We start from the raw sequence: 13,729 nt of genomic DNA, 5'->3' as shown, positions 1-13,729 counted from the left end.
CCACTCCCCCACCCCCGCCACCTGGGCCACCCTGGCCAAGTCCCTCGACGGCACCCTCGTCCGCCCCGGCGACCAGTCCTGGAAAACGGCCCGCGAGCTCTACAACACCCGCTTCGACACCCTCAAGCCCACCGCCGTCGCCTACACCGCCCACGCCGACGACATCCGCACCGTCCTCTCCTACGCCCGCGCCCACCACATCCCCGTGGCGATCCGCAACGGCGGCCACTCCTACGCCGGCTGGTCCTCCGGCGACGGCCGCCTGATCATCGACGTCTCGAAGCTGAACCGGGTCCGCGCGAGCGGCGGCCAGGCCGTGGTCGGCGCCGGCGCCAAGCTGATCGACGTCTACCGCGCCCTCGCCGCGAAGGGCGTGACCATCCCGGCCGGTTCCTGCCCCACCGTCGGCGTCTCCGGCCTCACCCTCGGCGGCGGCCACGGTGTCGTCTCCCGCGCCTACGGTCTGACCTGCGACAGCCTCACCCAGGCGACCGTGGTCACGGCGGACGGCCACCAGCTGACGGCCGACGCCACCACGCACAAGGACCTCTTCTGGGCCCTGCGCGGCGCGGGCAACGGCAACTTCGGCATCGTCACGGAACTGCGCTTCCGGACCCATCCGGCGCCCCGGGCCGTCACGGCGTACCTGACCTGGCCCTGGCGCACGGCGGCGGCGGTCGTCCGCGCCTGGCAGGAGTGGGGCCCGGACCAGCCCGACGAGATCTGGTCCTCCCTGCACCTGGCCGCCGCGACCGGCGGCTCGCCCTCCGTCTCGGTCGCCGCCTTCTCCCTCGGCACCTACGGCGAACTCCAGAACGCCGTCGACCGCCTCGCCGGCCGCGTCGGCGCCCCGGCGGGCCACGTCTCCCTCAAGCGCCGTACGTACGAGGAGTCGATGGAGATGTACGCCGGCTGCTCGTCCTTCGCCGACGACGCCCGGTGCCACCTCCCCGGCCCCACCGCCGGCCGCTCCCCCAAGGGGGCGCTCGGCCGCGAGACGTACGCGGCCCGCTCGGACTTCTTCGACCGCTCGATCCCGGCGTCGGGCGTCCGTACCCTGCTCGGACAGGTCGGCTCGGTGCGCGGCGGCTCCGGCAGCATCGCGTTCACGGCGCTCGGCGGAGCGGTGAACCGCGTCTCCCCGACGGCCACCGCTTTCGTGCACCGCCGTTCGCGGACGCTCGCCCAGTACCTCGTCTCGTGGCGGCCGGGAACCAGCGGCTCCACGGCCCGGTCCTGGCTGGCCTCGGCACACCGGGCCATGCGCCCGTACGCCTCGGGCGCCGCCTACCAGAACTACCAGGACCCGGACCTGACGGACTGGCGGAAGGCCTACTACGCGGACGCGGCCCCGCGCCTGGCGCAACTGAAGCACCAGTACGACCCGGACCGCGTCTTCACCTACCCGCAGGCGCTGTAGGCGCCCGCGCACCGCCTACGCGGCGAGGTCCCGCTCCTCCACCCCGGCGTTCTCCTTGCGCGCACCGGGAATCACGGCGCCCCGCCCGTCGGCGCCGCCGCTGCCCCGCGCCTTGATCAGCCACCCCGCCCGGGGTGAACGCTCGACGGCCCGGGTCAGCGGCGTCAGCAGCGCCATGGCGACCGGCGAGAGCAGGAGCGCGACCGCCGTACCGAGGGCGAAGCCGCCGATGACGTCGGTCGGGTAGTGCACGCCCATGTAGACCCGGGCGAAACCGCCGAGCACGGCCAGCACGATCGCGACGATCCCGAACTTCCGGTTGGCCACGAACAACGCGACGGCCAGCGCCATGACGAGCGTCGCGTGGTCGCTCACGAAGGAGAAGTCGTTCTTGCCGGAGACGAGCACTTCGAGCCCGTCATGGTCCTTGAACGGCCTGGGCCGCTCGACGAACCCCCGTATCGGCACGTTGACCAGGACCGCGACACCGGCCGCGAGCGGCGCCCACACCAGTGCGGCGACGTTCGAGGCCGCGTCCTCGCCGCCCCGCCGCCGTCCGGACCACCAGCACCACAGCACCAGCAGCACGATCGCGAACAGCAGTCCGTACTCACCCACGAACTCCATGACCCGGTCGAACCAGTGCGGTGCGGCCTTGGCCAGTCCGTTGATGTCGTAGAGCAGCTCGACGTCGGGGTTCGACCCGGATTCGGCGAGTCCAGCCATGGTGCAGCGGCCCCTTCGTCATGTCCTCCGGCGCACCGAGCGCACGCCTCTTCTGCCACCCCCGTGGTCGTAGATCCGCCGGCTCCGCCTGGCCCCCGCACACCTACTCGTCAACAGGAACGCACGGCCCCCAGCCATACGTTCCACACTCCACCGAATGATCACGCAGACGTTATCGAAGAGAGACACGTCGTCGCAGCTCAGGGCATGGGTTCACGGTGGGTTCACACCCTGGCATTCACACCGCGGTGGGCAGCGCTTTCGCGCCATCCTCGGTGACCCGGGTGGCCCCGAAGTAATCGGGGGTGTCGATCGGGTCGAACCGGATCACAGCACCCGTCCGCGGCGCGTCGATCATGTATCCGCCACCCACGTAAATGCCCACATGCCGGATGGCCCGCGAGTTGGTGAGGTCGTCCGAGAAGAACACCAGATCACCGGGGAGCAACTCGTCCCGGCTGGGATGGGGCCCCGCGTTGTACTGGTCGTTGGCGACCCGCGGCAACTTGATGCCCACGCTCTCGTACGCCGCCTTGGTCAGCCCGGAGCAGTCGAAACGCCCACCGTGCTCGGGCGTCCCGTTGCCGCCCCACAGATAGAGCGTCCCGAGTTTCTTCTGCGCGTAGGCGATGGCCCCCGCCGCCTGCTCGGACGGATCGACCCGGGTGGTGGGCGCGGCGAAGCTCTTCTCCAAGGTGGTGATCACCTTGACGTAGTTCTGGGTCTCCTTGTACGGCGGCACGCCCTGGTACTTGATGACCGCGTATGCCCCCGCGTTGTAGGAGGCCAGCATGTTCTCGGTCGCGTTCCCGGGCACGTCCTTCACGTACGAGGCGAGGGAGCAGTCGTAGGAAGCCGCCGACGGAATGGCGTCCGCCGGATCCCACACGTCCCGGTCGCCGTCCCCGTCCCCGTCGATCCCGTGGGTGGCCCACGTCCCGGGGATGAACTGCGCGATGCCCTGCGCCGCCGCCGCGCTCTGCGCCTTCGGGTTGAAACCGCTCTCCTGGTAGAGCTGGGCGGCGAGCAGCGCCGGGTTGATGGCCGGGCAGAGATTGCCCCACTTCTGCACGAGCGGCTGGTAGGCCGCGGGGACCGACCCCTTGGCGAGCCTCTTCGTCGCGCCGCCGGCGCCGCCCGCGGGGTCGCCGGCGACGAGGAAGACGCCCACGACGAGCAGCATCACGAAGCCCATCCCCAGGGCGACGGCGACACCGGCACCCACCCACATCTTGCGCATGGTCCAACTTTCCCCCATGTCCTGGCCGTTCAATGACGTTTTCCGGCCATGTCGAGCCCGCTTCTGTCACGGCCGCTCAGGAAGGGGAGCGCGATGGGAGCTTTGCCCCAGGTGGGGTCCCACCGAACAGCGCATCCCCGCGGGCCCGGCGGAACGGACGCCCGGCGCCCGCCGGCACGACGGCCCGTCAGAAGCGGCGGGCCCGCGCGCCGGTCGCGAAGCGGGCGGGCCCGATCACGTCGCAGAAGGGCCCAACGACGCAACCGCCGGACAGGTTGCGCTTCAGCATCATTGCCCGGAGTAACACGACGTGATACACAGAGTGACCATACGACTCTTTACACACCGGTCCGCGCCACCCTGTTAGGGGCCGGCGCGGACCGGTGGCAAGCTATTCGTACGAAACCCGCCAATCAATGACGCCAAGTCGACATACGACGGCGCCGTTGTCGGCGACAATGAGGCCTGACCTCTGCACGTCCGCAGAGGGCGCGGAACTACCCAACAGGGGCGGTGACTTACATGCTCTTTGCGGCCGACAAGGGAGACATCAACACCATCATCGGCGGGATCGCTCCGGACTGGGGCCCCTTCGGTGCGCTGGGGACCGAGGCGAAGACGATGGTCCAGGTCGTCATGGCCGTAGCCATCCTGCTCTGTCTCGGCATCGCCATCTGGGGCGCCGCCAAGCAGCGCATCGGCGCCACCGCGCTCCGTGACACCTTCAGCGCGGAGCAGGGCAAGGGCCTCATCATCGCGGGCCTGACGGGCGTGTTCATCATCGGCTCGCTCGGCACGCTCTTCACCATCGTGTACGGGATGGCCGTGTAGCCCAGCGAGTATCCGTCCTCCCCCTCCACCCCACCCGCCCGTTGTGCCAACCTGGCTGAGGTTGCGTTTCCCTGATGTCGAGTCATAACACCGCGCCCGCGCGGGAACCAGCACGGCTACCGTCGTACTCGTACGGCAGGTACGACGTCGAGGGGGCGTACGCGGCATGAGTCTCGGAGACGACCACCAGTCCTCCGGCGGTTACGGCGGCACGGGGCAGACACGGACGCGGCTGCCCGACGGCGGCGGCGACGGCTACGGCGGCCCCCGCCGCACCGGCCGCTCGTCGTCCCGGAGCCTGGTCACCGTGGTGGGCGTCGTCGTCCTCCTCATCGCCGCGATCGCGTTCGCGAACCGAGGAGGAGACGATTCCGCAACCTCGGACGACACCGCCGAGGACAAGCCCAAGACGTCCGCGACGGCCCCCTCGGGCAAGGAACCGGTCCGATCGGGCTTCGCCCACGACGAGCAGGGGGCACAGAGCGCGGCGGCGAACTACGCGGTGGCGCTGGGCTCGGCCGAGATGTTCGACAAGTCCAAGCGAGACCCCATCCTGAAGGCCATCATCGTCCCTTCCAGAGTGGCAGGCTTCGTGGCCACCCTGGACAAGGCGTACAACCCGGGATTCAACACGAATGTCGGCCTGAACGAGGACGGCTCGACACCGAAGGGCTACACCTTCGTGTCCCGTACGAGCCCGATCGGTACCAAGCTCACCGAGGGCTCCGCTGACAAGGCAACCGTCGAGGTCTGGTGCAGCGGCTTGCTTGGACTTGCGGGTCAGAACTCCACGGCCCCCGTCACGAACAGCTGGTTCACCATCACCATGTCGCTTGAGTGGGTCAGTGGTGACTGGAAGATCGTGACGCACTCCCAGAAAGACGGCCCAACGCCGATCCCCGGCGATGACAAGGCCTCCAGCGCGGACGAGATGGCGAAGGCCGTCCAGGAGTACGGAGGGTTGTCGTATGCCCGTTAACCGCCGCGTACTCGAACTGACCGGTGTCATCGCAGCCGTACAGGCGTCTACGCTCCTTTTCGCCACCCGGGTCGTCGCCGCGCCCACCCCCTCGCCCACACCAAGCGATGACCCCTGCGACCTGATCCACGGCCCCGCCAAGGACTACTGCGAACGCGGCGAAGGCGGCGGCTCCACCGGAGGTGGCAGCACCCCCGACGGTGTCCCCTCCTCCCTCGACCCCCTCTCCTCCCTCGCCAAGGGCTGTGCCGACGCCGCGTCCTGGACCGTCGACAAGCTCAGCGCGGCCGTGCAGGACACCGCCGAGGTCGACTTCACGAACCCGAAGTTCCTCCAGCAGTACGCCGTCGTCTTCGCGGCGTCGACGATCCTCACGCTCCTCCTGTGGCTCCTCGCGGTGGCGAAGCGCGCCGTGCGCGGCGTCCCCCTCACCACCGCGCTGTCCGAGGCCATCGGGTTCCTGTGGCTCACCGTCCTGGCGTCGGCCTTCACGCCGCTGATCCTCTACACGGTCGTCTCCGCGACCGACGGCGTCACCGACGTGCTCGCGAAGACGACCGGCGACCAGACGGACACCTTCTTCGGCACGTTCTCCGGCGCCCTGAAGAAGGGCGAGGACATCGGCGGCGGACCGATCATGCTGATCGTCGTCTCGCTGGTCTCCGTCCTCGCCGCCGGCGTCCTGTGGCTGGAGCTCGTCATCCGCGCCGCCCTGCTCTACGTCGGCGCCCTGCTCGGCACCGTCGTCTACGCCGGGCTGGTCGACAAGAACCTGTGGGGACACGTCCGCCGCTGGGCGGGGATCATGATCGCCGTGATCCTCGTCAAGCCCGTCATCGTCATCGTGCTCGGTCTCGCCGGCGCGCTGTCCACCGACGACGGACCGGACGCCTTCTCGGCCGTCGTCTCCGGCCTCGCCATCATCCTGCTCGCGATCTTCGCCTCGGCGATGATCTACCGCTTCGTCCCCGGCTTCGGCGACGAGATCGCCGGCTCCCGCAACAACCGCATCATGCAGGGCGCCGAGGGCAAGGCCGCGGCCGTGATCAGCTCCCCGGCGAACCTGGTCGCCCAGGGCATCAGAACCCACAGCACCCGCCACAACGGCGACGCCGGAGGCGGCCAGACCGGCTCCGCCACCGCGTCCCGGCCCTCGAACCCCGCCTCCGGCGGAGTCGCCGCGCACAGCTCGCGCCCCTCGAACGGCGGCGGACATGTCCCTTCCGCCGCCCCCGCACCGCGCTCCGGCAGCCCGGTGAACACTCCCCACGCCAGCAACAACCGCAGCACCGGCGGTAGCAACAGCACAGGAGGTGACGGGCGTTGACGACCGAGTCCCACGTGTCCCATCCGGTCACGCCCCGCCGTACGTATCTGATCGGCCGCGCCCGGCCGAACGCGATCGTCGGCCGCAACCGCGAGACCGGTGAGATCGCGCTGATCGTCGTGGGCGCGTTCCTCGGCATGATGTGCGGGCTCCTCGTCCCCGTCCTGACCCTGCGCATCGTGCTGCTCTGCGGCTTCCCGATGCTCGCCCTCGCGGCGGTCTACGTGCCCTACCGGCACCGGACGTTCTACAAGTGGTTCGAGATCAACCGCAGCTACAAGCGGACGCTGCGCAAGGGCACCACCTACCGCTCCGGCGCCATCGAGGCCGGCACCCGGCTCGACGGCCGGGAGGTCGAGGTCGGCCCGCCGCCCGGCATCGGGCGCATCACCTGGCTGGCCGCGCCCTTCGGGCCGGACGAGATCGCCGTCCTGCTGCACGCCGACCGCAAGACGGTGACGGCCGCGATCGAGATCGAGGGCCCCGGCGTGGGCCTGCGCGACTCCGAGGACCAGGAAGCCCTCGTCGACCGCTTCGGCACCCTGCTCAAGCACGTGGCCAACGGCGACGGCTTCGTCACCCGCATCCAGATGCTCGCCCGCACCCTCCCGGCCGACCCCGACGCGCACGCCAAGGACGTCGCCCAGCGCGGCGACGACAGGGCGCTGCCGTGGCTGCAGCAGTCGTACGACCAGCTCCAGTCGATGGTGTCCACCAGCAGCGAGCAGCACCGCGCCTACCTCGTCGCCTGCATGCACTACTCCCGCGAACTGGCCGCCGAGGCCAACGCCATGGCCCGGGCCTCCCGGCCGCAGAACGGGCGCAAGCTGGACCGGGACGCGGGGCTGGCCATCGTCATGGCGCGTGAGCTGACCGACATCTGCTCCCGCCTCCAGGAGGCCGACATCCGCGTCCGGCAGCCGCTCGGCCAGGGCCGGCTCGCCTCGCTCGTCCACTCCATGTACGACCCGGACCACCCCATCGACCACCTCCAGGCGATGACCAAGCGCAACGCCTGGCCGGCCGAGCTGGACGCGATGGAGCCCACCTACCTCCAGGCCAAGACCCGCGAGTCCTCCACCCGCGCCCCCTGGTGCCACGCCACCGCCTGGGTCAAGGAGTGGCCGATGACCCCGGTCGGCGTGAACTTCCTCGCGCCGCTGCTCGTGCACACCCCGGACGTCATCCGGACGGTGGCCGTGACGATGGACCTCGAACCCACCGAGGTGGCCATCGAACGCATGCTGACCGAGAAGACGAACGACGAGGCCGAGGCCTCCCGCGCCGCCAAGATGAACCGGACCGTCGACCCCCGCGACCTCGCCGCCCACTCGCGTCTCGACCAGCGCGGCGAGGACCTCGCCAGCGGCGCGGCCGGCGTCAACCTGGTCGGCTACATCACCGTCTCCTCCCGCACCCCCGAGGCACTGGCCCGCGACAAGCGGACGATCAGGGCCTCGGCCGGAAAGTCGTACCTGAAACTGGAGTGGTGCGACCGCGAGCACCACCGCGCCTTCGTGAACACACTTCCGTTCGCCACCGGCATCCGAAGGTAGGGGCTGAGCCTGATGCGGGACCCGCTGTCCGTCCTCACCGACGCCTTCACGTCCTTCCTGTTCGGGAAGGTGGAGACGACCCGCCTCCCCGTCCGCACCTCGACCGGGCAGGCGCAGGCCGTCTACCTGCCGACCGCCGCTCCCGGCCTCGGCGACTCCGGCGTGATCATCGGCCGCGAGGTCTACTCCGGCAAGGGGTACATCTACGACCCCTTCCAGCTGTACGGCCAGCAGCTCCCCGCGCCGCACTGGCTGGTGCTCGGCGAGTCGGGAAACGGCAAGTCGGCACTCGAGAAGACGTACGTCCTGCGCCAGCTCCGCTTCCGCGACCGCCAGGTCGTCGTCCTCGACGCCCAGGGCGAGGACGGCGTCGGCGAGTGGAACCTGATCGCCGAGGAACTGGGGATAACTCCCATCCGGCTGGACCCGATGGCCGCCCTGGACCACGGCATCCGGCTCAACCCCCTGGACCCGGCGATCACCACGACCGGGCAGCTGGCCCTGCTCCGCACGATCATCGAGGTCGCGATGGGGCACGGCCTCGACGAGCGCTCCGGCTTCGCGCTCAAGGTCGCGCACGCCTACGTCAACGAGACCATCGTCGAGCGCCAGCCCGTCCTGACCGACATCGTCGAGCAGCTCCGCCACCCCGAGCCGGAGTCGGCCGAGGCGATGAACGTCGCCATAGACGACGTACGGGCCTGGGGCCTGGACGTGGCGCTGGTCCTGGACCGGCTCGTCGACGGTGACCTGCGCGGCATGTTCGACGGCCCGACGACGGTCGGCATCGACCTCGACGCCCCCCTCATCGTCTTCGACCTCTCCCACATCGACCGCAACTCCATCGCCATGCCCATCCTCATGGCCATCGTCGGGGTGTGGCTGGAGCACACCTGGATCCGGCCCGACCGGAAGAAGCGCATCTTCCTGGTCGAGGAGGCCTGGCACATCATCAACAGCCCGTTCGTGGCGCAGCTGTTCCAGCGGCTGCTGAAGTTCGGACGCCGGCTGGGACTGTCCTTCGTGGCGGTGGTGCACCACCTGTCGGACGTCGTCGACGGGGCCGCGGCCAAGGAGGCGGCGGCCATCCTGAAGATGGCCTCGACGCGGACGATCTACGCCCAGAAGGCCGACGAGGCGCGGGCGACCGGACGCGTCCTGGGTCTGCCACGCTGGGCGGTGGAGATCATCCCCTCCCTCACCCCCGGCATCGCGGTGTGGGACGTCAACGGCAACGTCCAGGTGGTCAAACACCTGGTCACCGAGACGGAACGCCCCCTGGTCTTCACCGACCGCGCGATGACCGAGTCCTCCGCCGACTTCAACGACGACGCGCTGCGCGCCGCGGAGCTGGAGGCGGAGGAACGCGCCGCGGCCTTCATGGAGCAGCACCTCGGCGACTCGTCCGAATCGACGGTGGCGTAGGCGGAGGGGGAGGGACTTCACGGATGAGACCGGACGACCAGCGGCGGGACGGCCAGGGTGGCGGCATCCCGGACGGCCTGCTGATCGGCATCCTCGCCTTCCTCCTCGGCATGACCCTGCTGGTGTGGACGGCGACCGGCCTCGCCGGCCTGTTCTCCCACGGCGCCTGGCCCACCGGCGTCACCTTCACCGCCACCCCCCTGGCCATGCGCCACCTGATCGCCGAACCCCACGACATCCCCGGCGCCTGGCCGGACGCCCCGGAGACGGAGCTGTCCGGGTACGGCCTCTTCTGGGGGCTGTTCATCGGCCAGTTGATGGTGCTGGTGGTGCTGGCCGTGTTCGTGATGGGCACGGTGGCCCGCTGGAGGGCGGTACGGCAGCGCCGGCGCGCGGAGGCAGCGGCGGCAAAGGCCGGGAAGCGGGAACCGACCCCGGAACCGACGCAGGCGCACGAGGTGCACGAGGTGCCGATGCCGAGGGTGCCGCACCAGGAGACGCGCGCGGAAGAGGAGCCCCTGGCCCCCGCAGCCGTCGAAGCGCCGGTGGCCGGGTGGGCGACGGACCGCCCCGAAGGCGCGGTGCACTACGGCCCGCCGGACACCCGCCACTCCACCGCGATCCACGCTCTGCGCGCCGCGGAAGGCGCCGCCCTCGTCATCACGTCGAATCCCGCCCTCTGGCAGGAGACCAAGGACGCCCGGTCCAAACTCGGGCCGGTCCTGCTCTACGACCCCGCCCACCTCTGCGACACACCGGCCCGCCTCCACTGGTCCCCCATCGCCGGCTGCGAGGACAGGCGGACCGCCACGGCGAGAGCGGCCGCCCTCCTCGCGCCGGTCCGCCCGACCGCCCGCCTCGACCAGGCGGTCGGCGACACCGCCGAGCTGCTCCTGCGCAGCTACCTCCACGCCGCCGCCGTCGACGGCCGCACCGTCCGCCACATCCACCGCTGGTCGCAGGGCGGCCAGATCCAGGACGCCGTACGCATCCTCCGTACCAGTCCCAAAGCCGCCCCCGGTGCCGCGGGCGAACTCGAAGGGGCACTCACCGCCCACCCCGAACGCCGGGACATGGCTCAGCAGCTGACCACCCGGGCCCTGGCCGCCCTGTCGATGGTCAACATCCGTGAGGCGTGCACTCCCAACCGAATTGATGCCCTCGCCTTGGATTCCTTCGTCCACGAACAGGGAACCCTTTACGTGGTGGGTGAGTCCATTGAGGACCCCCGCACGAGCCCGGGCGCGATGCCGCTGCTGACGGCGCTCGTCTCCAGCGTGGTCGAGCGCGGCCGGCGCATGGCCGAACGGTCATCCTCCGGTCGCCTCGACCCACCAATGACGCTCGTCCTGGACGACGTCGCGGCCGTCGCTCCCCTCCCCCAGCTCCCGGAGCTGCTGGCCACGGGCGCGGAGCGGGGCATGCCGACGCTGGCCCTGCTCCGGTCCCGCGAACAGGGCCGGGCCCGCTGGCCGCACGACGAGCTGCCGGTGCGGCGCCCGTAGCCGCCGGACGCGTCAGGGCTCGATCACGAACTCCAGCTCGACCTCACCGCGCTTCCCACCCGTCGGCGGCACCGTCCGGCCACTCGGCACGAACCCCGCCTTGCGGTAGGCGCCCTGCGCCCGCTCGTTGTCCGGGTGCACGACGAGCCGCACCCGTTCCGCACCGCCGGCCCAGGCCCACTCCAGCCCGGCGCCGAACAGCGCCTTGGTCAGCCCGCTCCCCCGCCACTCGGGCCGCACGTACACGCCGACCACGTGCCCCTGCCGCCGCTCGACGGGGGACCCCGTCCAGTCCGTCGTCCCGGCCTCCTCCACCAGCACGGTCAGCGTGCCGAGCCAGAGGCCAGTACGCGTCCGGCCGGGCCGCGGCGTCGTCGTACGTCTCCAGGTGGGCCAGGTGCGCGAGCGGGTCCCGCAACGCGCGTAGCCGCAGCTCCTTCACGGCGGGCCACTCGTCGGCGCGTATGGAGCGGATCACGTAGTCACCGGGGGCCGGGACACTCATGCCGGTCACCGTCATACCCGGGTACTACGCCCCTCACCTGATATACGGCCCCCGGGACGGACGCCCACCGCTCCGGGCAGCCCCGATCATGGTCGGATGGAGTCCGTGAAGCCCGTGCCGGAAGAACGAACGGCGGAACCCCTCACCGAGTACGTCCAGCGCGTCAACCGGCGCTTCCGCGCCTTCGACCGGCGCCGCCCGCTCGTGTGGGACCTGCTCTTCACCGGTTTCTGGGTCACGGCCGCCCTGATCGACTGCCTCGGCGGCGGATGGCGCAACGTCGCCCACGACACCGACGTGCCGGACGGGCTCGTCCTGGTCCTGAGCCTCGGCCTTTCCGTTCCCCTGCTCTGGCGCCGCGTCCACCCCCGGGCCACCCTCCTCGTGATGGCGCCGGTGGCCCTGGTGAACGCCTGGTCCGGCGTCCTCCTCCAGGCCGCCCTCCTCCAGCTGGTGCTGGTCTTCCACATCGTCCTGCGGCTGCCCCTGCGCTCCCTGTGGTGGGTGATCACCCTGCTGATCGCCCCCACCTGCGTCACGGTGGCCCGTCACGGCGAGGGCACCTGGAACCAGCAGCTCGGCTCCCAACTGGTGTCCGTCGGCGTCGTCGTCCTCATCGCCGTCACGGTCCGCACCCGACGCAACTACACCGAGGCCCTGGAGGACCGTGCCCGGCGCCTGGAGGTCGAGCGCGACCAGCAGGGCCGGCTCGCCGCCGCGGCCGAACGCGCGCGCATCGCCCGCGAGATGCACGACATCATCGGCCACAACCTCTCCGTCATCACCGGTCTCGCCGACGGTGGCCGCTACGCCGCCGCCAAGTCCCCGGAACGCGCCGCCCAGGCTCTCGACGCCATCGGTACCACCAGCCGCCAGGCCCTGGGCGAGCTCCGCCGCCTGCTCGACGTCCTGCGCGACGACGAGCAGGACGGAGACCAGGCCGAACTGGCCCCCCAGCCCGCCCTCACGGACCTCGACCAACTCGTCGACGGCGTCCGCAGGGCCGGCCTCCCCGTCCGTACGACCGTCCGGGGTCACGCCACGCTCCCCGAGGGCCGCCAGCTCACGGTCTACCGCATCATCCAGGAAGCCCTCACCAACACCCTCAAGCACGCCGGCCCCGAAGCCACCGCCCACATCGACCTCTGCTACGAGCCCGGCGGCGCCGTCGCCCTCACGGTCACCGACACCGGCCACGGCGCCCCGACCCCGGCCCTGTCCGACGGCCGCGGCCTGCCCGGCATGCGCGAGCGAACGTCCCTGTACGGCGGCACACTTGAGGCCGGCCCCCGCCCCGGCCCCGAACAGGGCTGGCGCGTCCACCTGCACCTACCGGAGGAATCCCCGCAGTGACCACCGTCCTCATCGCCGACGACCAGCCGTTGCAGCGCTTCGGTTTCCGGATGCTCCTGGAGAGCCAGGACGACATGACGGTCGTGGGTGAGGCCGCCAACGGCGCCGAAGCCGCCCGTATGACGGCCGAACTCGGTCCCGATGTCGTTCTCATGGACGTCCGGATGCCCGGCCTGGACGGCATCGAGGCCACCCGCCGCATCGTCGCCTCCGGGGGCCGCACCCGGGTCCTCATCCTCACGACCTTCGACCTCGACGAGTACGCCTACGCCGGCCTGCGTGCCGGGGCTTCCGGCTTCCTCGTCAAGGACGCCCAGCCCGAGGAACTGCTCTCCGGTGTCCGAGCGGTGGCGACGGGCGACGCCGTGGTGGCCCCGAGCCTGACCCGCCGTCTGCTCGACGCCTACGTCCATCACCTCCCGGCCCCGACGGAAGCGGACGACTCCCCTGATCCGCGCCTGGCCGCACTCACCGACCGCGAGAGCGAGATCCTCAGGGTGATGGGCCAGGGCTGGACCAACACGGAGATAGCGCAGCGCCTGCACCTGGCCGAGTCCACGGTGAAGACCCACGTGGGCCGCATCCTCGCCAAAACGGGCTCACGCGACCGCGTCCAGGCGGTGATCCTGGCGTACGACACGAAGCTGGTGAAGCCGTCCTGAATAGCCCCGGAGGCCCTGTGAACGCAGAAAACCCCGCACCATAACGGTGCGGGGTTCCCCTCTCTACCAAAAATTGTTCGGCGGCGTCCTACTCTCCCACAGGGTCCCCCCTGCAGTACCATCGGCGCTGTAAGGCTTAGCTTCCGGGTTCGGAATGTAACCGGGCGTTTCCCCTACGCTATGACCACCGAAACACTATG

General features: G+C 70.7%; 11 protein-coding genes, 1 rRNA gene and 1 pseudogene. 9 read left to right on the top strand and 4 right to left on the bottom strand.

All coding sequences use genetic code 11. The features are described from left to right. Positions 1–1,420 (top strand): FAD-binding oxidoreductase (locus KUM32_RS29655; RefSeq protein ID WP_217145060.1); only part of this gene is annotated, 1,420 nt, incomplete at its 5' end. Between the two features lie 15 nt (positions 1,421–1,435). On the opposite strand, the gene KUM32_RS29650 is transcribed toward KUM32_RS29655, so the two are convergent. Then, on the bottom strand, positions 1,436–2,146 hold the full coding sequence (locus KUM32_RS29650) for a phosphatase PAP2 family protein (protein WP_217145059.1): 711 nt from the start codon (positions 2,144–2,146) through the stop codon (positions 1,436–1,438). 238 nt (positions 2,147–2,384) lie between these two features. Beyond that, positions 2,385–3,404 (bottom strand): bifunctional lytic transglycosylase/C40 family peptidase, encoded by a 1,020-nt coding sequence (locus tag KUM32_RS29645; RefSeq protein WP_217145058.1) that lies wholly within the window; start codon positions 3,402–3,404, stop codon positions 2,385–2,387. Between the two features lie 504 nt (positions 3,405–3,908). Here KUM32_RS29645 and KUM32_RS29640 point away from each other — a divergent pair. The 6 genes from KUM32_RS29640 (at position 3,909) to KUM32_RS29615 (ending at position 11,009) form a co-directional block, all read left to right on the top strand. Further along, positions 3,909–4,217, top strand: a complete 309-nt coding sequence (locus KUM32_RS29640) for a hypothetical protein (protein WP_190204669.1) — start codon at positions 3,909–3,911, stop codon at positions 4,215–4,217. Positions 4,218–4,383: 166 nt separating this feature from the next. Beyond that, positions 4,384–5,196: a hypothetical protein gene (locus KUM32_RS29635; protein WP_217145057.1), complete on the top strand. Its 813-nt coding sequence runs from the start codon at positions 4,384–4,386 to the stop codon at positions 5,194–5,196. After that, a complete protein-coding gene (locus KUM32_RS29630; RefSeq protein WP_217145056.1) occupies positions 5,186–6,523 on the top strand; it encodes a hypothetical protein in 1,338 nt (445 codons plus the stop codon). Before KUM32_RS29635 ends, KUM32_RS29630 begins: the two co-directional genes overlap by 11 nt. After that, positions 6,520–8,079, top strand: a complete 1,560-nt coding sequence (locus KUM32_RS29625) for an SCO6880 family protein (RefSeq protein WP_217145055.1) — start codon at positions 6,520–6,522, stop codon at positions 8,077–8,079. Before KUM32_RS29630 ends, KUM32_RS29625 begins: the two co-directional genes overlap by 4 nt. Positions 8,080–8,091: 12 nt before the next feature. Further along, positions 8,092–9,504, top strand: coding sequence for an ATP-binding protein (locus tag KUM32_RS29620; RefSeq protein WP_217145054.1), 1,413 nt, complete (start codon positions 8,092–8,094; stop codon positions 9,502–9,504). 23 nt (positions 9,505–9,527) lie between these two features. Then, positions 9,528–11,009, top strand: coding sequence for a type IV secretory system conjugative DNA transfer family protein (locus KUM32_RS29615; RefSeq protein ID WP_217145053.1), 1,482 nt, complete (start codon positions 9,528–9,530; stop codon positions 11,007–11,009). A 12-nt stretch (positions 11,010–11,021) separates the two neighbouring features. Here KUM32_RS29615 and KUM32_RS29610 read toward each other — a convergent pair. Next, positions 11,022–11,514: pseudogene (locus KUM32_RS29610) on the bottom strand (GNAT family N-acetyltransferase). Between the two features lie 96 nt (positions 11,515–11,610). Between KUM32_RS29610 and KUM32_RS29605 the strand changes: the two are divergent. Together KUM32_RS29605 and KUM32_RS29600 are read left to right on the top strand one after the other, a co-directional pair. Next, a complete protein-coding gene (locus KUM32_RS29605; RefSeq protein WP_217145052.1) occupies positions 11,611–12,867 on the top strand; it encodes a sensor histidine kinase in 1,257 nt (418 codons plus the stop codon). After that, positions 12,864–13,529: a response regulator transcription factor gene (locus KUM32_RS29600; RefSeq protein WP_217145051.1), complete on the top strand. Its 666-nt coding sequence runs from the start codon at positions 12,864–12,866 to the stop codon at positions 13,527–13,529. Before KUM32_RS29605 ends, KUM32_RS29600 begins: the two co-directional genes overlap by 4 nt. 75 nt (positions 13,530–13,604) lie before the next feature. Here the strand turns inward: KUM32_RS29600 and rrf are convergent. Continuing rightward, positions 13,605–13,721 (bottom strand): 5S ribosomal RNA (gene rrf, locus KUM32_RS29595). Positions 13,722–13,729: the final 8 nt, after the last annotated feature.

Source organism: Streptomyces sp. AC627_RSS907 (assembly GCF_019049165.1).
Note: the sequence above shows the minus strand (reverse complement) of the source record. Positions and strands in the feature narration are given on the sequence as shown.

Coding starts and splice junctions, on each gene's coding strand:
- KUM32_RS29650 (WP_217145059.1), bottom strand. CDS start 2,146: ATGGCTGGACTCGCCGAATCCGGGTCGAACCCCGACGTCGAGCTGCTC.
- KUM32_RS29645 (WP_217145058.1), bottom strand. CDS start 3,404: ATGGGGGAAAGTTGGACCATGCGCAAGATGTGGGTGGGTGCCGGTGTC.
- KUM32_RS29640 (WP_190204669.1), top strand. CDS start 3,909: ATGCTCTTTGCGGCCGACAAGGGAGACATCAACACCATCATCGGCGGG.
- KUM32_RS29635 (WP_217145057.1), top strand. CDS start 4,384: ATGAGTCTCGGAGACGACCACCAGTCCTCCGGCGGTTACGGCGGCACG.
- KUM32_RS29630 (WP_217145056.1), top strand. CDS start 5,186: ATGCCCGTTAACCGCCGCGTACTCGAACTGACCGGTGTCATCGCAGCC.
- KUM32_RS29620 (WP_217145054.1), top strand. CDS start 8,092: ATGCGGGACCCGCTGTCCGTCCTCACCGACGCCTTCACGTCCTTCCTG.
- KUM32_RS29615 (WP_217145053.1), top strand. CDS start 9,528: ATGAGACCGGACGACCAGCGGCGGGACGGCCAGGGTGGCGGCATCCCG.
- KUM32_RS29605 (WP_217145052.1), top strand. CDS start 11,611: ATGGAGTCCGTGAAGCCCGTGCCGGAAGAACGAACGGCGGAACCCCTC.